This window comes from Cellulomonas fimi, from assembly GCF_028527925.1.
GTDB classification, from domain to species: Bacteria; Actinomycetota; Actinomycetes; order Actinomycetales; family Cellulomonadaceae; genus Cellulomonas; species Cellulomonas fimi_C.
Map to the genome: position 1 here is coordinate 132,679 of NZ_JAPESW010000004.1, position 17,508 is coordinate 150,186.

Annotated in this window: 13 protein-coding genes; 6 read left to right on the forward strand and 7 right to left on the reverse strand. The window is 76.1% G+C overall.

Features of this window, described 5'->3' with window-relative positions; genetic code table 11:
- Nucleotides 1-72: 72 nt before the first annotated feature.
- The 6 genes from OMK64_RS03615 to OMK64_RS03640 all read right to left on the reverse strand — a co-directional run bounded on the left by OMK64_RS03615 (nucleotide 73) and on the right by OMK64_RS03640 (nucleotide 7,323).
- Nucleotides 73-2,232, reverse strand: a complete 2,160-nt coding sequence (locus OMK64_RS03615; protein ID WP_272726603.1) for an amylo-alpha-1,6-glucosidase — start codon at nucleotides 2,230-2,232, stop codon at nucleotides 73-75.
- A gap of 222 nt (nucleotides 2,233-2,454) precedes the next feature.
- Complete coding sequence (locus OMK64_RS03620; protein ID WP_272726604.1) at nucleotides 2,455-2,604, reverse strand: hypothetical protein; 150 nt, start codon at nucleotides 2,602-2,604, stop codon at nucleotides 2,455-2,457.
- On the reverse strand, nucleotides 2,601-3,647 hold the full coding sequence (locus tag OMK64_RS03625; RefSeq protein WP_272726605.1) for a DnaJ C-terminal domain-containing protein: 1,047 nt from the start codon (nucleotides 3,645-3,647) through the stop codon (nucleotides 2,601-2,603). The genes OMK64_RS03620 and OMK64_RS03625 overlap by 4 nt, the downstream gene beginning before the upstream one ends.
- A gap of 3 nt (nucleotides 3,648-3,650) precedes the next feature.
- Nucleotides 3,651-4,244, reverse strand: coding sequence for a nucleotide exchange factor GrpE (locus OMK64_RS03630; RefSeq protein WP_272726606.1), 594 nt, complete (start codon nucleotides 4,242-4,244; stop codon nucleotides 3,651-3,653).
- A gap of 6 nt (nucleotides 4,245-4,250) precedes the next feature.
- On the reverse strand, nucleotides 4,251-6,140 hold the full coding sequence (gene dnaK, locus OMK64_RS03635; RefSeq protein ID WP_272726607.1) for a molecular chaperone DnaK: 1,890 nt from the start codon (nucleotides 6,138-6,140) through the stop codon (nucleotides 4,251-4,253).
- Between the two features lie 340 nt (nucleotides 6,141-6,480).
- The gene (locus OMK64_RS03640) at nucleotides 6,481-7,323 is read right to left on the reverse strand and encodes an SDR family NAD(P)-dependent oxidoreductase (RefSeq protein ID WP_272726608.1); all 843 of its coding nucleotides are present in this window, start codon (nucleotides 7,321-7,323) and stop codon (nucleotides 6,481-6,483) included.
- A 210-nt stretch (nucleotides 7,324-7,533) separates the two neighbouring features.
- Here OMK64_RS03640 and OMK64_RS03645 point away from each other — a divergent pair, with 210 nt between their 5' ends.
- The gene (locus OMK64_RS03645) at nucleotides 7,534-8,133 is read left to right on the forward strand and encodes a hypothetical protein (RefSeq protein ID WP_272726609.1); all 600 of its coding nucleotides are present in this window, start codon (nucleotides 7,534-7,536) and stop codon (nucleotides 8,131-8,133) included.
- Entirely contained in the window at nucleotides 8,127-9,221 is a 1,095-nt protein-coding gene (locus OMK64_RS03650) for a hypothetical protein (protein ID WP_272726610.1), read from the forward strand. Before OMK64_RS03645 ends, OMK64_RS03650 begins: the two co-directional genes overlap by 7 nt.
- Nucleotides 9,222-9,244: 23 nt before the next feature.
- Here the strand turns inward: OMK64_RS03650 and OMK64_RS03655 are convergent, their stop codons facing one another.
- Nucleotides 9,245-9,643 (reverse strand): DUF5990 family protein, encoded by a 399-nt coding sequence (locus OMK64_RS03655; RefSeq protein WP_272726611.1) that lies wholly within the window; start codon nucleotides 9,641-9,643, stop codon nucleotides 9,245-9,247.
- 102 nt (nucleotides 9,644-9,745) lie between these two features.
- Between OMK64_RS03655 and OMK64_RS03660 the strand changes: the two genes are divergently transcribed.
- The 4 genes from OMK64_RS03660 to OMK64_RS03675 form a co-directional block, all read left to right on the forward strand.
- Nucleotides 9,746-10,657 carry an ABC transporter ATP-binding protein gene (locus OMK64_RS03660; RefSeq protein ID WP_272726612.1) on the forward strand — a complete coding sequence of 304 codons (912 nt, stop codon included), beginning with the start codon at nucleotides 9,746-9,748 and terminating at the stop codon, nucleotides 10,655-10,657.
- A complete protein-coding gene (locus OMK64_RS03665; RefSeq protein WP_272726614.1) occupies nucleotides 10,654-11,355 on the forward strand; it encodes an ABC transporter ATP-binding protein in 702 nt (233 codons plus the stop codon). The genes OMK64_RS03660 and OMK64_RS03665 overlap by 4 nt, the downstream gene beginning before the upstream one ends.
- Complete coding sequence (locus OMK64_RS03670; protein WP_272726615.1) at nucleotides 11,348-14,518, forward strand: FtsX-like permease family protein; 3,171 nt, start codon at nucleotides 11,348-11,350, stop codon at nucleotides 14,516-14,518. The genes OMK64_RS03665 and OMK64_RS03670 overlap by 8 nt, the downstream gene beginning before the upstream one ends.
- On the forward strand, nucleotides 14,515-17,508 hold a 2,994-nt coding region (locus OMK64_RS03675; protein ID WP_374694054.1), incomplete at its 3' end, for an FtsX-like permease family protein. The genes OMK64_RS03670 and OMK64_RS03675, both read left to right, overlap by 4 nt.

Below are 17,508 nucleotides of genomic sequence, written 5' to 3' on the forward strand. Positions count from 1 at the left end.
TGGACGTCGGCCGCTCGCCCCTGCCGTCCCGCGCGCCCAGGACCCTCCTCGGGGGGCGCGCCCCGGGACCCGTCAGGACCGCGTCGCCGCGTCCGGGCTCCGGGACCACGCGTGGCGCACCTCCACGCCCGCAGGCGCGCCTTCGACCACCGTGCCGTCCGCCGACACGTCGAGGTCGATCCTCGACTGACCGAGCGCCACACCGTCCACACGCAGCGGCGTGAAGGCCGCGGGGAGCACCGGGTCGACCCAGAGCTCTCCGCGCGGCAGGTGCGGGTCGAACCTCAGCAGGGTGCGCATGAGGTGCACGGGCGCGGCGGCCGCCCACGCCTGCGGCGAGCACGACGTGGGGTACGCGACCGGCTCCGGGTACTCCTCCCGGTCGAAGCCGCAGAAGAGCTCGGGCAGCCGTTCGCCGAAGTGCAGGCCCGCCTCGAGCACGCCCTCGGCGACGCGCTGCGCCTCCTCGACGAAGCCGTAGCGCATGAGGCCGGCGACGATGAAGGCGTTGTCGTGCGGCCAGACGGAGCCGTTGTGGTAGCTGACAGGGTCGTAGGCGCCCATCTCGGTGCTGAGCGTGCGCACGCCCCAGCCGCTGAACATCGCCGGGGACAGCAGGTGGCGGACGACGTGCGGAGCCTTGTCCTCGTCGACGATGCCGCTCCACAGGCAGTGCCCCATGTTCGACGCGCACGAGTCGACCGCACGACCGTCCCGGTCGAGCGCGAGGGCGAACCAGCCGCGCTCGGGGAGCCAGAACCGCTCGTTGAACGCGACCTTGAGCGCCGTCGCGCGGTCGTCCCACGTCCGCGCCACGTCCTCCTCCCCCACCAGGCGCGCGAGCTCGGCGCGGCTGCGGTAGGCGTCGTAGACGTACCCCTGCACCTCGCAGAGCGCGATCGGCGCGGCGGCCGGGGTCCCGTCGGCGAACGTGATCCCGTCCCAGGAGTCCTTCCACCCCTGGTTCGCGAGCCCGCGGTCGGTCGCCCGCTTGTAGTCGACGAAACCGTCCCCGTCGCGGTCACCGTGGCGCCTGACCCACTCGAGCGCCAGGTCGGCGTGGGGCAGCAGCTCCGCGACCTCGTCGGGCTCGGCACCCCACCGCGCGAGCTCCCCGAGGAGCACGACGAACAGGGGCGTCGCGTCGACGGTCCCGTAGTAGGTGCTCCCGCCGCCGAGCGACAGTCCGGACTCGACCCCGAGACGGACCTCGTGCAGGATCCGCCCGGGCTCCTCCTCGGTGAGCGGGTCGGTGACGCGGCCCTGGCGGCGCGCGAGCGTGCGGAGCGTCCCCAGCGCCAGGCTGCGGTCGACCGGCAGCGCCATGTACGCGGTCAGGAGCGAGTCGCGGCCGAACAGCGCCATGAACCACGGCGCGCCGGCGGCGACCGCGGCGATGGACGGGTCCTGCGGGTCGAAGATGCGCAGGGCGCCGAGGTCCTGCTGGCTGCGCCTCAGGACGCGCTGCAACCCCTCGTGCCCGGCCGTCGCGAGCGGCGTGCTCTCCTGCCAGCGCTCCAGGCGCTGGGCGGGCAACGCCTCGCTCAGCGGGCGGTCCAGCGGGAAGGAGGGCTCGACGTCCTGGCCGTCCACCACGGGCTGGACGAGCATCGACGCCGTCCACGCGCCCCGCGCAGGGACGACGACGTCGTACCGGATGACGCCTGCGCTGTCGGACGCGCTCGGCATCGCGTCGACCGTGGCGCCGGGCGCCACCACGACCACGCCGCGGTGCTGGTCGCGCCAGCGCTGGTCGAGCACCAGGCGCTCGCCCTCGCCTTGGGCGCGCCGCTCCCCCCGCGCCTGGACGCGGCCGTCCTTGACCTCGAAGAGGTCCGCGAAGTCCGCCTCGACGGCGATCGTCACCGTGCAGCCCGCCGGCTCGCCGGCCGAGTTGCGGATGGTGAGGTCCTCCCGCACCCCGTTGCCCACGCGTCGGTCACGCTCCACGACGAGGTTCGTGTCGGTCCGGCCGGTGCGACGCGGCAGCCGCCCGAGGAAGGTCCCCCGGTAGGGCGCCGGTGTCATGGCAGCCAAGGGCTCGGGGGTCTCGCCGTCGACGCGCAGCTCCCACCTCGACAGGATGCGGGTGTCACGGAAGAACACCCCGTGCGGGCCCGCGCCGCTGAGGTCGCCGTTCGGGGTGCTGATGCAGAACGACGACCCCTCGACGAGGGTCACGGCGGCGCCGCCGGTGCTGCTCGGCTCCGCCTCGGGTGTCCAGGCCCCCATGTCCGTCGTCCTCCGGTCGTCGCTACGACGTCCTGGTCGCGACTCAGCGCCTCGCGCGGGCGCGGACCGCCGTGTGAGCCCTCCACGTTGCTGGCTGGCCGGGCGCCGCACAATCGGTCGTTCGACCGATCGAAGGGGGCGCGAGGTCCGTCCGGGACGCGTCGCGGCCCCTCGTCGCGGGTCGTTCAGGTGCGCGGGGCCAGCTCGTACACGGGTCCCAGGTCACGCGAGGTTGACGACGTACAGCGCCACGTACGCGATGAGCACGCCCGTGGTCAGCGTGAGGATCGTCGAGACGTTGTACCGCCGGGAACGCTCACGCGCCTGCGCGGAGTCGTCGTCGGGACGGTCCCACAGCTCCCCGTCGATCACGAGCCACCCCACCACGAGCGCGATGGAGGGGATCGTCGCCACGAGGAGGCGCCACCACGACAACGAGCTCGCGAGCAGCCAGACGGTGGAGTTGATCGTGGCGACGGCGCCGGTCGCCAGGGCCGCGACGAGCGCCGACTTGAGCCCGGCAGGAGGAGCCACGGACGGTTGGCGAGCACCATGCCCCAGAGCACGCGCGACCGCCCGCCGACTCGGCCCTCGCCCCGCAGGCGCAGGCGTCTCCCGGACGACGACCCCGCGGGGACCGTCACCGTCCTGTCCCCGCCCGGTGTCGGCACCGGGACGGCCGTCCCGAGGGTCGCCTCCCACGGAGCGACCTTGAGCGGCACCGTGATGTCCTTCCCGTCCACGTCGAACAGGGGGTGGGGCTGGAGCCGCACGACGAGGTACAGGTCGCCGGCCGGCCCGTCGCCCGCACCGCGGCCGCCCTCACCCGCCAACCGGATGCGCCGTCCCTCGGTGACGCCCGGCGGGATCGTGACCGTGTACTGGCGAGGGCCGTCCGGGCCGTTGAGGGTGATCTGCCGACGCCCTCCGCGGTAGGCCTCCTCGACGGTGAGCGGCAGCTCGGCCTCCTGGTCGGCCCCGGGGAGCGGGCCCGCCCGGCTCCTCGCGCGCCCCCCGAACATGTCGCCCAGCAGGTCCTCGATGTCGACGCCGCCCGACCCTCCCCAGAAGCCGCCGTCACCCGAGTCGGCGCGGCCCGCACGAGGGCCGCCGCCCCCCGTCCACGCGGTCCGGCGACCGCGACCCGGACCTCCGCCCGCACCCGCCCGCACGCGCTCCTCCCAGTCGTCGGGCACGTGCCGGAAGTCGTCGCCGAAGCGGTCGTACTTCGTGCGCTTGTCGGGGTCCGACAGCACCGAGTAGGCGTCGTTGACCTCCTTGAAGCGCTCCTCGGCGCCCGGGTCCCGGGTCACGTCGGGATGGTTCTGCCGCGCCAGCCGGCGGAACGCCTGCTGGAGCTCGTCGGGTCCCGCGTCGCGCGACACCCCGAGCACGTCGTAGTAGTCGCGAGCCATCGGTCAGCCCGCCGGGCCCTGCGCCACGGTGACGGTCGCCGGCCGCAGCTGGTGCCCGGGGGCGCCGTACCCGGGCCGCAGCACCTGCACCACGGCACCGGGGGCCACGTCGGCGTCACCGGCGTCGACCACCGCGACCACCTCGTGGCGCGTCGGGTCGAACGGGACGCCGGGCTCGTCCTCCCGTCGGAAGCCGAGCCCTGCCACGACCGCGAGGGCCTGCTCGCGCAGCGCGTGGACGCCCTCGAGGATCGAGCGCGGGTCCGCCCCGGCGTGCTCGAGCGCGCGGTCGATGTTGTCGAGGACCGGGAGGAAGGCCGAGGTCACACGGTCCCGCTCGAGCCCACGCTCGCGCTCCAGCTCCGTCGCGTACCGCTTGCGGAGGTTGTCCAGGTCGGCCAGGGCGCGTCGCCAGCGGTCCTGCAGCTGGGCGACGTCGGGGCCCGCGGGCGGCGCGTCGGCGGCCGCGACCGGGGGCGCGGTCCCGTCCTGCGACGGCTCGGCGGTGCCCGGCCGGCCCTCACGCACCGGGTCCGGCGCGTCGGTCGGCGCGTCGGTCCCGGTGCCTGTCGGCGTGCCCGCCGCGTGGTCGGTCATCGGTCGTCAGCCGCGGTCGAACTCGGCGTCGATGACGTCGTCCTCGGCGTCGCCCGCCGTGCCGGTCGTGCGCGCGCCGACGCCGGCCGTCTCGCTCGCCGCTGCCGGCGCCGCCATGAGGCCGGCGAGGACCTGCTGCAGCTCGTCGGTCAGCTCGCGCACACGCCCTGTCGGTGCCTGCTCCTCGACGGCCCGGCGGGCGTCGGCGACGAGCATCTCGGCCCGAGCGCGTTCGTGCGACGGCGCCGCGTCGCCGAGCTCGTCGAGCCGGCGCTGGACCTGGTAGGCCAGCGAGTCGAGCTGGTTGCGTGCGTCGACCTCCTGGCGGAGCTGCTGGTCCGACGTCCGGTTGCGCTCGGCCTCCTGCACCATGCGCTCGATCTCGGACTGGTCGAGGTTGGTGCTCTCGGAGATCGTGATGCCCTGCTCGACCCCGGTGTCCTTGTCGCGTGCGGTGACGTTGAGGATGCCGTTGGCGTCGATGTCGAAGACGACCTCGACCTGGGGCTCTCCCCGGGGTGCCGGGCGGATGCCCGTGAGCTGGAACCGGCCGAGCACGCGGTTGTCGGCGGCGCGCTCGCGCTCGCCCTGGAGCACCACGATGTCGACCGCGGGCTGGTCGTCGGTGGCCGTGGAGAACGTCTCGCTGCGGCGCACCGGGATGGTCGTGTTCCGCTCGACGACCTTCGTCATGAGGCCGCCCTGGGTCTCGACGCCGAGGGACAGCGGGGTCACGTCGAGCAGGAGGACGTCGGAGACGTCGCCGGTGAGGACCCCGGCCTGGATGCCGGCACCGACGGCGACGACCTCGTCGGGGTTCACGGTCATGTTCGGTTCCTTGCCGCCGGTGAGGCGCTTCACGAGCGCCTGCACCGCCGGGATCCGCGTCGAGCCGCCCACCAGGATGACCTCGTCGACGTCGTCCGCGCCGAGCTTCGCGTCGGACATCGCCTGCCGGACCGGTCCCATCGTGCGTTCGACGAGGTCCGCCGTGAGCTGTTCGAACGTCGAGCGCATCAGCGTCGACGTGAGGTGCTTGGGTCCGGTGGCGTCCGCGGTGACGAAGGGCAGGTTCACCTGGGTCTGGGTGACGGAGCTGAGCTCGACCTTCGCCTTCTCCGCGGCCTCGGACAGCCGCTGCAGCGCCTGGGGGTCCTTGCGCAGGTCGATGCCGTTCTCCTGCTGGAACTGGTCGGCGAGGTGGTCGACGACGCGCCGGTCGAAGTCGTCACCACCCAGGTGCGTGTCACCGGCCGTCGCCCGGACCTCCACGACGCCGTCGCCGACGTCGAGGACGCTCACGTCGAACGTGCCGCCCCCCAGGTCGAACACCAGCACGATCTCGTGCTCCCGCTTGTCCAGCCCGTAGGCGAGTGCCGCCGCGGTCGGCTCGTTGATGATCCGGAGCACCTCGAGCCCCGCGATCCTGCCGGCGTCCCGCGTGGCGTGCCGCTGGGCGTCGTTGAAGTACGCCGGGACCGTGATGACCGCTTGCGTCACCCTCTCCCCGAGCTGGCGGCCGGCGTCCTCGGCGAGCTTCCTCAGGATGAGGGCGGAGATCTCCTCCGGCGCGTGCAGCTTGCCGCGGACCTCGATCCGCGCGTTGCCGCCGTCGTCGGGCACGACGTCGTAGGTGACCTGCTCGGCCTCCGTCTGCACCTCGTCGTAGCGCCGGCCCATGAACCGCTTGACCGAGTAGATCGTCCCCTTCGGGTTGAGGACGGCCTGCCGCCGAGCCAGCTGGCCCACGAGCCGCTCGCCGCTCTCGGTGAACGCGACCACCGACGGCGTGGTGCGGGCCCCCTCCGCGTTGGGGACCACCGTCGCCTCGCCGCCCTCCCACGCGGCGATGACCGAGTTCGTCGTGCCCAGGTCGATGCCGACCGCACGTGCCATGTCGATCTCCGTTCGGGTCCGCCGGACCCCGACGCCGGTCGGGGTCGTGCTCAGGTCGTGCGAGCGGTCGTGCACCGATCCGACGGGTGCACGACCCGCGACTCTCCGGTCCGGTCTCGCCGTCCGGCGACCTGGCGTTCTCCGCAACGCCCGGTACGCACCATCCAACCCACGTCCGGGTCCCAGGACATCGGCAGCCCTGCCGATCTCTTGCCTGCGACGTAGGCGGACGAGCCGGCGCTCGGGGTGCTGGGCGACGGCCGCCACGGACGGCTCGGCGCACGGTGAGGACCGCGGTCCTCGTCGACGGGCGCAGACCGGTACCGCGCCGCCGAGCGGCTCAGCGACGCGCGGCCGTCAGGCGGTAGAGCGCGCGGTGCGGCAGCACGCGCACCATCGCGGCGGCGACGCGGGCGTCGCGGCCGACGACGCGGCGCGGTGCCGGGTCCCGGTCGAGGAGGGCGCGCACGACGGCACGCGCCACGCGTTCGGGCGGGGCGCCACGGACCGCGCTGCGGCGCGCGTTCGCGAGGGCGTGGTCGATCTGTGCGCGGTAGCGGACGAGGGCCTCGGGGGTCATCGCGTCGGTGACGGCCTGGCCGGCGGCCTCGCCGCGTGCCCAGATGGGTGTGGCGATGGCTCCCGGCTCGACGAGCAGCACGCGGATGCCCGACGGTGCGAGCTCGGCGCGCAGCGACCCGGCCAGGCCGACGAGTCCGAACTTCGCCGCGCTGTAGGCACCGAGCACGGGCCCGGCGAGCCGGCCCCCGATGGACCCGATCATCACGATCCGTGCGTCCTGCGCGGCGTCCCGGCTCGCCCGCAGCGCGGGCAGCATCGCCTGCGTGACGGAGAGCTGGGCGACGAGGTTCACCTCGAGCTGGCGGCGCAGCACGTCGAGCGGCAGGTGCTCGAGCGGCCCGGGCAGTGCCGCGCCCGCGTTGTTGACCAGCGCGAACAGCGGTCCCGCCGCGAGGACCTGCTCCCCCGCAGCGCGCACGGCCTCGTCGTCGGTGATGTCCAGGAGGAGGGTGGTGACGGCGTCGCCGTGCTCGGCTCGCAGGCTGTCGGCGTCGTCCGGCCGGCGCACGGTCGCCCAGACGTGGAAGCGTGCGGCGACGAGGGCGGCGGTGGTCGCGCGGCCGATCCCGGTCGACGCGCCCGTCACGAGCACGGATCGCATGGCGGTCCTCCTCGCTCGGCGCGGACGTCGGTGCTCGCCACGCTAGCGGCGCGCTCCGCGGGGGAACCAGGGTCCGCCCGCGGCTCGGCACCGGCCCGCGTCGACCACGTCCCCCCGGCGTGCGGGACACGTTCGGCGGAACGGCCCGGCCCGGGCGTGCGCGGGTTCGCTATCGTCGCCCGGACAAACCCGACATCAGGAGGCCGACCCGTGCGAGCGACCGTTCGGACGACCGTGACGATCGCGTGCGCCGGGCTGCTGCTCGCCGCGTGCACCACGCCCGAGCCCGAGCCGACCCCGGCGGCGGCGACCAGCGCGGCACCGAGCCCGACGCCGACACCGACGGCGACCGCGTCGGGCCCGATCGACCGGTCCGACGAGGCCCTGGGCATCCGGTTCGAGGACCTGCCCGACGTCACCGGTGACGCCCGCGCGGCGCTCGACGTCTACACGCTCTTCGAGGTGGAGTTCTGGCGCTCGACCACGGACGGCGCCGTCGCCGGCACGCTCGAGGCCGTCGCGGCTCCGGCCGTGCTCGACGTCGTGCGGACCCAGGTCGACGGCAACGCCGGGTTGGACATCGGCGGCCGGACCTCGGTCCGCTTCCTCGACGTCCAGGCCGACGCGGTGACGGCCACGATCAGGACCTGCAACGACTCGACGGGCGCCGTCGTCACGCTCGCGGACGGGACGACCCGCACCGGGGCCGAGGTGGGCGCCGCTCCCGCCGTCGTGGTGACGGGCTTGACGAAGACGCCGGACCTCCCGTGGCAGGTGACGACCACCGACAACACCGGTGAGCCGTGCTGACGGCGACCCGTCGCGCACAGGCCGTCGCCGTAATCGCTGCGCTCGTCGTCCTGGCTGCGACGCCCGTGCACGCGGCGTCGACCTTCCGCCCTGCCGCCCTGCGAGCGGCCCCGGGAGCCGGTGACGTCTGTCTCGACCGGTCCTGCGGCGGGACGTCGCCGCCGCCCGGGTCGGGCGGTGGCTCGGGGGTCGGGGCGGGTGCCGACGGCGAGGGGATCTCGGTCGTCGTGTGGGGCACGGGCGTGCGCGGCGGGGGTGAGAGCGCGACGTCGGGACGGCGGACGGTGCGCGCCGCGCCGGCGTGCTTCTACCGGCAGACGTGGACGGGCCAGGAGTACGCGGACGCGTGGGCGCCCGGCGGCAGCTTCCGCGACCTCCAGCACCATCTGCCGCCGGAGGACACGTTCGAGCCGTGGCCGGGGTACCTCGAGCACCAGGACGACGCCGAGGGGCACTGGTGGTACCCGACGTGCGACAGCGACCGGTTCCCGGACTCCGCGGCCTACCAGGCCGCGTACGCGGCGTTCCGTGCCACGCACGACATCGTCTACGTCGAGGCGAGCGAGACACCGCCGAACGCGCAGGTCGTCCCCCCGGAGACGCTCGCGCAGATCGCGTTCGAGGAGACCGACCTGCCGACCGGTCAGGTGCAGTGGAACCCGCGCCGGGCCGGGGACGGGTCGACGTTCGTCGGGATCGACACGTGGGTGTGGCTGGACGACCCGACCGTGCAGGTCCAGGTCACGGCGGAGATCCCCGGGCTGTCCGCGACGGTCACGTCGACGTTCGACTCGCTGCGGGTCGAGGCTCCCGGTGCCGAGGCCGTCACCTGCACCGGCACGCCGGGGACCGCCTGGGCGGCCGGTGCGACGCAGGGCTGCGCGATCGTGTTCACGCGCTCGTCGGCGCGGGAGGGCGTCAAGGCCGGGCAGAGCCTGCCGACGACGACCCTGACCGCGACGGGCAGGTGGCACGCGACGTGGACCTCGACGGCCACTGCGGGGACGCGGGAAGTGGGTGAGCCGCAGACGACGACGGCGACCGCGGAGCTCCCGGTCGCGGAGATCCAGGCCGTCGTCACCCGGTAGGGCGCGCCGCGGGCGGGGCTGGGCTAGGGCCGCGTCGACCACCGGACGGCGGGTGGGCGCAGACGGGCCGCCCGCGGGAGGCCGGCGTCGTCGGTCAGGTCGACGTCGGCGACCACGACGCCGGTCGTCGCGGGGAGGTCGGCGAGCATGAGCTTCGCGCGCCGGAACATCGCGAAGTCGTCGCCCGACCCCTGTCCCCACGTGAGGTAGACGAACCGCTCACCGCGACGCCCCTGCACGGCCGGTCCGCGCACGTCCTGGCCGTCGTCGACGACCTCGAGCTCGACGCGCCACTCGGGGTCGGCCGCGTCGGCCGGGACGAGCCCGGCGGGTGCGCGCCCCACCTGCACGCCGACGTGCACGTCGGTGAACCCGCCGCAGGTGCGGCCCGGGAGGTCGTGCCCACGGATGCGCAGCTCCACACGACGACGGTACGCCCGTGCCACGGAGCGCGTTCGCCCCGATGTGAGCGTGAACACGCCTAGTCTGCGCGGTGGACGTTCGTGCGACGGAGGGAGCGGTCGGTGTCCGAGAGCACGCTCGAGGCGCTGGGCGGCCGCGCTCCGCGCCCGGCGCAGTACGGGCACGACGCGCTCGTCGTGTGCGACAACCTCGTGCGCATCTACCAGTCGGGCAGCGTCGAGGTGCAGGCGCTGCAGGGGCTGGACCTGCTCGTGCACGAGGGCGAGATGGTCGCGGTCGTGGGGGCGAGCGGGTCGGGCAAGTCGACGTTGCTCGGCGTCCTGTCCGGGATGGACGCGCCGACCGCGGGCCGCGTGCGGGTCGGCCGCTGGGACCTCATGGCGATGCCCGCGCGTGACCGCGTCGTCTACCGGCGGCACATGGTCGGGTTCGTGTGGCAGCAGACGTCGCGCAACCTGCTCCCCTACCTGACCGCGCGGCAGAACGTGGCGCTGCCGATCACGACGGTCCCCCGCCGGCAGCGGCGGAGGCGCGCGGAGGAGCTGCTCGAGCTCGTGGGCGTCGGCCACGTCGCCGACCGGCAGCCGCAGGAGATGTCGGGCGGTGAGCAGCAGCGCGTGGCCATCGCGACGGCCCTGGCCAACGCGCCGCAGCTCCTGCTCGCCGACGAACCGACGGGTGAGCTCGACACGACCACGACGCAGGAGGTCTTCGAGACGCTGCGCACCGTGAACCGCGAGGCCGGCACGACCGTCGTCGTCGTGACGCACGACCCCGCCGTGAGCGCGCTCGTCGAGCGGACCGTCGCGATCCGTGACGGGCGCACCAGCAGCGAGGTGCTGCGCCGGGAGACCGACGGCGACGTCGTGCACGAGGAGTACGCGGTGATGGACCGGGCCGGCCGGCTGCAGGTGCCTCGCGAGTACCGCGAGGCGCTCGCCCTCACGAGCCGTGTGCGCCTCGTGCTCGAGGCCGACCACCTGGCCGTCTGGCGCGACGGCGGTGCCCGGTGAGCCCCACCCCCGGCGCTGCGGTGCAGGTCCGCGGCGTGCACCGCACGTTCGGCAGCGGGCGGTCCGCGGTGCACGCGCTGCGCGGCGTCGACCTCGACGTCGCCCCCGGCGAGCTCGTCGCGCTCGTCGGACGCTCGGGATCGGGCAAGACGACGCTGCTCAACCTCGTCGGCGGTCTCGACCGCCCGGACGAGGGAACCGTGCACGTCGACGGCGTCGACGTCGCGTCCCTCGACGACGACGGGCAGGCCACGCTCCGACGCGACCGCGTCGCCTTCGTCTTCCAGACGTTCGGGCTCATGCCCGCCCTCACGGCCGCGGAGAACGTCGGCGTGCCGCTGAGGCTGCACGAGGCGCCCGTCGACGTGCGCGAACGTCGCGTCGAGATGCTGCTCGAGCTCGTCGGCCTCGCCGAGCACGCCGAGCAGCGCCCCGACGAGCTGTCCGGCGGCCAGCAGCAGCGCGTCGCGATCGCCCGCGCCCTCGCGTCGTCCCCGCGGCTCCTCGTCGCCGACGAACCGACCGGGCAGCTCGACAGCGAGACCGGCCTCGCCGTCATGGCGCTGATCCGCGGCGTCGTCGAGGCCGAGGGGATGACCGCGATCGTCTCGACGCACGACCCCGTGATGATCGCGCTCGCGGACCGCGCGCTGCACCTCGTCGACGGCCGGGTGGTCGAGGCGGTCGCGCGTGGGTGAGCACGTCTGGCGACGCGGCCGCGCGCAGGTGGGCGTGCTCGCGGCCGTGCTCGCCGTCATGGTCGCCGGGTCGGCGCTGGTCGGCGTGTGCGTGCTGCTCACGACCGCGGCGCCGCAGCGGGCGCTGCAGCTCGCGATGTCCGACGCGCCCGCCGCCGACGTGGAGGTCGCCGTGGCGCTGGGATTCCCCGAGGACGCCGACGACCCCGACGTGGACCCGCTCGTCGCCGCGACCGCCCGCGACGCGTCGGACGCCCTCGCGACGGCGACCGCGCTGCTCACGACACCGTTCGGCGACCTCCCGACGACGCGGACCACGTGGGCGTCCAGCGTCGTGCAGTATCTGCCGGCCGACTCAGGACCCGTCCGGCTGGGCTACCTCGCCGAGCTCGACGACCCGGACGCCCGCGGGACCGTGGTCGCGGGCCGGTGGCCCGCCGCACGCGGCGAGGCCGCGCTCCCCGTGGCGGCCGCCACCGCCCTCGGCCTCGACGTCGGCAGCACGACGGCGCTCGCCGCCGAGGCGGGCGGGAACGGGGTCGCCCTGACCGTCGTCGGGACCTTCGCACCCCGGCCCGGCGCGTCCTGGCAGGAGGACCCGCTGCGCGGCGCGGGCGTCAGCCCCGACTTCCGTGGTCACCTCGCGGCCTACGGACCCTTCGTCGTCCCACCCGCAGGCGTCGCCGACAGCGGCATCCCGCTGCGCCGGGTCACCCTGACCGTGCAGCCGGACCTCAGCCGCGCCGACGCGCACGACCTCGTCCGTGCCGGTGACGGCGTCGACGCGGTGCCGGGCGAGCTCGAGACCGCGCTGGAGCAGCACGCGCAGAACATCGTCGTCGACCGCCCGTACGCGCGCACCTTCGGCACCGCTCGTGAGCAGGGTCGCGTCACGGGCTCCGGCGTGCTCGCCGTCGCGCTGCTCGGCGGCGCGCTCGCCGCGACGACCGTGACACTCGCCGCACGCCTCGTCGCCGGTCGCCGCGCGCCTGAGGCCGCGCTCCTCGCCGCGCGTGGCATGGGCCGCCGACGGCTGGTCGCGCAGGCCGCGGCCGAGGCTGCCGCGCTCGCGGTGCTCGCCGTCGTCCCCGCGGCCGGCCTCGCGCTCGCCCTGTACCGCGCGCTCGCGGACGCGGTCGGTCTCGGGCCTGCACCCGTGCCGCCGGGCGGCCTGGCGACGCTCGTGGTGAGCGTCGCTGCGGTGACGCTCGTCCTCGGCGGCCTGCTCGTGCTGCCCTGGCTGCGCACGTCGTCGCCGCGCGGCCGTGACGACCGGGTCGGCGTGGTCGCCCGGTCCGGCGCCGACCTGCTGCTGCTCGCGCTCGCCGCCCTCGCGTTCCTCCAGCTCCGCGCGCACCGTGTCGCGACCGGCACCGTGGTCGACCCCGTGCTGGTCGCGTCGCCGGTGGTCTGCCTGATCGCCGGGGCGGCGCTCCTGCTGCGCCCGCTCGCGCTCCTCGCGCGTCGGGTCGACGCGCGCGCCGGTTCGGCCCGCACGCTCACGCTGCCGCTCGCCGCCTGGGGAGTCGCGCGTCGCCGCCAGGGTGCCGCTGCGGCGTTCCTCCTGGTGCTCGCCACGGCGTGCGCGACGTTCGGCGTCGGGTTCGCCGCGACGTGGACGCAGTCGCAGCGCGACCAGGCCGCGGCGCTCGTCGGGACGGACCTGTCCGTCCCTGCCCCCGGCGACGTCCTCGGCTCGGGAGCGGCCGTGCGCGACACGACCGGTGGGCGCATCAGCCCCGCGACGACGCGCCCGACCGTGCTCGGCTCGCGTGCGAACAGCGGCGACGAAGCCGTGCAGCTCGTCGCGGTCGACACGCGGGACGCCGACGGCCTGCTGCGCGGCCGCCTCCCGTCGGGCGGCTGGGGCGACGCGACGGCCGGGCTGGCGCCGGACCGCGCGGCCGTCGGCGCGCAGCTCACGGGCGGGCGGACGGACGTCGTCGTGGCGGGACGGGTCGACGGCGACGACGTCCCGGTCGAGGCCGTGCTGAGCCTCGTCGTCGAGGACGCCGACGGCGCCCGGGCCGCGGTCCCCGTCGGGACCGTGCTGCTCGACGGCACCGCGACGACGACCACCGTCGACGTCCCGGGCGACGTCCGCGTCGTCGCGGTCGACGCGCGCCTCTCGGCCGTCGGCAGCGACCCCGACCGGCGGGGCTCACCCCGGTTCACGATCGACGTGACCCTGCCCGGCGCGACGTCCGCACCCGGCGGCTCGTGGTGGCCCGCCACGCCGCCGCGCGACGACTTCGGCGTCCTCACCCTCACCGACGTCACCGCCGACACCGGGCCGGACGGCGTGCACCTGACCGTCACGGGCAGCCTCGACCTGCCCGGCCTGTACTGGACCGAGGGCGCGCTGACCGCGCTCGCGTTCGAGCCGGTCGAGGAGGTGCCGGTCGTGCTGTCGGCACCCCTCGCCGCGGACCTCGGGATCGACGTCGGCGACGGCGTGCAGGTGTCGCTCGGCCTCACGCGCGTCGAGGCCGTCGTGCAGCGCGTGACCCCCTACGTGCCGTCGCAGCCGCGCGGGCCCGCGCTGCTCGCCGACGTCGACGCGCTGTCCCGCGCCGCCCTCAGCCTGGGCGACCTCGCGCCGCTCACCGACGCGTGGTGGGTGGGCGGTGACGTCCCCGCCGACGCGGCCGCGACGCTGGCCGGCCTCGGCACGACGCCGGTCGTCGACCGCGCCGCCGTGGTGCGCGACGCCGTCGACGGACCCCTGCGGGCCGCGCAGCGCGCCGCCGCGGCGCTGCTGGTGGTCGCTGCCGTCGTGCTCGCGCTCGCGGGGACCGCGCTGCACGCGACGGCCGCGCTCGAGGCGCGTGAGCTCGACGTCGCGCGGCTGCGTGGGTTGGGTGCGTCCCGCCGCACGGTGCTCGCGTCGGTGCTCGCCGAGCAGGGCTTCGTCGTCGCGGCGCCGCTGCTGCTCGGCGCGCTCCTGGGCCTGCTCGCGTGCTGGGCGGTCGGGCCGCTGCTCGCGGTGTCGCCCGAGGGCCTCGTCCCGGTCCCCGCGGCCGTCCCGCGGTGGCCGTGGTCGGCGCAGGCGGCCGCAGTCGTCGTCCTGCTGCTCGGGTGCGCCGCCGTCGTCCTGCCGCTCGCGTCGCGGGTCGTGCGCCGCTCGACGATCGCGCGCCTGCGGATGGACTCGCTCGCATGAGCGCCGCGTGGCGCCGGGCCCGCGCCGACCTGTGGCCGCTGCTGGTCACCGCGGTCGTCGTCGCGCTCCTGGTCGCCGTGACCGACGCCGTCCCGCGGCTGCTGACGGCCCGGGCCGACACCGCGGTGCGCATCGCGGTCGCGTCGGCCGACCCGGCCGCGGACCTCGTGGTCGCCGCCCGGTACGGCGCGGGGACGTCCGACGCGACCGCGGGCGCGACGGACACGACGATCGGCGTCGACGACGTGGCCCGCACCCTGGACGCCGCGCTCCCCGCGGCCGTGGGCGCCGTCCTCGACCCGCCCGTCGCGTCCGCGTCGAGCACCGACCTGACGCTCAGCACCCCGGGACTCCCGACGGGCGGGCTGCTCCGCCTCGCCTACGTGTGGGCGGGGCAGGAGCCGACCGTCCGGTGGCGTGACGGCGTCGCGCCCGGCCGCCCGGGCCCCGACGGGGCCGTCCAGGTGGGCCTGTCCGCGGCGGTCGCGGACACCCTCGGCGTGCGGGCCGGGGACTCGCTCGCGGCGACCACGGCCGACCGCACCACCGTCCCGCTGGTCGTCACGGGCGTGTACGACGCGCAGGACGTCGACGACCCGGCCTGGACGGCCCGCGCCGAGCTCCTGGGACCACGCGTCTACGGACGCGACGACGCGCGCACGACCGTCGTCGCGGGCCTGCTGACGGCTGCGGCCCTGCCCGCCGCGCGCGCCGCGCTCGAGCCCGACGGCGTGACGCGCACGTTCCGCCTCACGGTCGACCCCGGCGCGCTCGACCACGCCGGCGCCCGCGACCTGGTCCGGCAGGTCGCCGCCCTCGAGGCCGCCCCCGACGTGCTCACCGTCCCCGGGTCGGACGTGCGCGTGACGTCGCGCCTCGACCTGCTGCTCACGCAGGTCGCTGGGCGCGTGGACGCCACCTGGTCGCAGGCGGTCGTCGTGCTCACCGGGCTCGCGGCCGGCGCCGCTCTGGTGCTGCTCGTCGCGGGCGACCTTCTCGCGCGCCGTCGCGCGACCGCGCTGCGCACCGTCCGCGCACGGGGGACGTCGCTCGCGGGTGTCGCGGGGACCGCGGCCGCCGAGTCGGCGGTCGTCGTCGGCGCCGGCGTCGCGGTCGGGCTCGTGGTCGGCGCGCTCGTCGCGCCCGGTGCCGTGACCTGGCCGTGGGTCGCCGGCGTCGCCGCCGTCGGGGTGCTCGCCGCCACCGTGTGCGCGACCGTGACGGCGCGCCGCGTCGAGCCGCGTCGGGTGCCGACCGACCGGCACCGTCGACGCCTCGCGCAGCGCGTCCGCACCGTGCGGCGGGTGTCGCTCGAGGCCGCGCTGCTGATCGTCGCCGTCGGCGCGACGACCGCGCTCGTGCGCCGCGGTGCGGCGTCGCTGTCCGGTGCGGCCGACCTGCTGCTCGCCGCAGCGCCCGTCCTCGTCGCCGTGACCGGTGCGCTGCTGCTGTGGCGCGGGGTCCCGCCGCTCGTCGGCGCCGCGCTCGGCGCCGCGCGGCGGTCCCGCAAGGCCGGGCCGCTGCTCGCGATGGCCCGCGCACGGTCCACGGGCGCGGTCCTGCCGTTCGTCGCGCTCGTCGTCCTCACGACCCTCGTCGCGCTCTGCGCCGCGCTCGTCGGCACCGCACGGGCCGGTCAGGAGGACGGCGCGTGGGACGCCGTCGGTGCCGACGTCGTCGTCCGCACGACCGCCCCGGACCCCGCCGTCGAGCAGGTCGCCGAGACGCTGGCCGCGGCCGACGGTGTCGACGCGGTCGCCGTCGCCCGCGTGCAGGACGACGCGCAGCTCTTCGGCGTGCCCCGCGTGGGCACGGTGCGGGTCCTCGCGGTCGACCCGCTCCCCTACGCCGACCTGCTCGCCCGTACCCCGACCGGACCGGCACCCGCGCTCGCGACCCTCGCCGACGCCTCGGCCCTCGCACGGGCCGGGACGGGCGTGCGGCCGCTCCCCGCGCTCGTCGCCGCGCCGCTGCTCGACGCGGACGCCGCCCTGCGGTGGGGCGACGTCACGATCGACCTGGACCCCGTGGGGGCGGCCCCCGTCCTCCCGACTCCGCCGGGCGACGACGTCCCGACGGTCGTCGTCGACCGTGCCACCCTCACCGCGGTCGCCGCGGCGCTCGCGGACGCGCGGGAGGCGCGGAGCGGGTCACGTCCCCCGGGGGCCGACAGCCGCGTGGCGGACGCCGACACCGTGTGGGCCGTCGGACCGGGTGCGGCGACGGCGGCCCACGCGGCTGCGGCGGCCGCCGGGGCGCGCGACCTGTCCCGGGTGCAGTGGCTGGCCGACCGGCGGTCCGACCCGCTCACGAGCGGGCTCGTCGGCCTGGTCCTGCTCGTCGCAATGGTCTGCGCGGCGCTGGCCGCGACGGTCGTCGTGCTCGACGCCGCCGCGTCCGCACCCGGCCGCGCCCGGTCGCTGGCGAGCGCACGCGTGCTGGGCCTGCGCGGGAGGGCCGCGGCGAGGGTCGCGGCGGGCGAGCTGCTCCCGCCGACGCTCGTGGGCGCCGTCGGCGGGGTCCTCCTCGGTGTGCTGCTGGTCGGCACGCTCGTCGGACCGCTCGCACTGCGGCTCGTCACCGGGCAGGCACAGGACCCGGCGGTCGACCCCGCGTGGTGGGCGGTCGCGCCCGTCGTGCTGCTCGTGGCGACGGTCCTCGTCGTGGTGGCGGTCGAGTCGTCGACGCGGCGCCGCGTTCGCGGTCGTCGGGCTGCTGCGGGTGCGACGCGACGCCGTCCAGGGCTACCGCTGGTTCCGGCGCGCCGTCCTCGTGAGTTTGCTCGTCACGCAGTTCTTCCTGTTCCGGCTGTCCGAGTGGGACGCGAGCTGGGGGCTGCTCGTCGACCTCGCCGTGCTCGGCGTCGTGAGCGCGGAGCTCGAGGTCCTGCGCCGCAACCGCGAGCAGCAGGGCGCCTGAGCGGGCGCGACCTCCACGTGCGGCGCGGCGCGGGAGGTCGAGGTCGGGCGAGGTGGGCCGGGGGTCGGGCG

Coding starts and splice junctions, on each gene's coding strand:
- dnaK (WP_272726607.1), bottom strand. CDS start 6,140: ATGGCACGTGCGGTCGGCATCGACCTGGGCACGACGAACTCGGTCATC.
- OMK64_RS03630 (WP_272726606.1), bottom strand. CDS start 4,244: ATGACCGACCACGCGGCGGGCACGCCGACAGGCACCGGGACCGACGCG.
- OMK64_RS03615 (WP_272726603.1), bottom strand. CDS start 2,232: ATGGGGGCCTGGACACCCGAGGCGGAGCCGAGCAGCACCGGCGGCGCC.
- OMK64_RS03625 (WP_272726605.1), bottom strand. CDS start 3,647: ATGGCTCGCGACTACTACGACGTGCTCGGGGTGTCGCGCGACGCGGGA.
- OMK64_RS03640 (WP_272726608.1), bottom strand. CDS start 7,323: ATGCGATCCGTGCTCGTGACGGGCGCGTCGACCGGGATCGGCCGCGCG.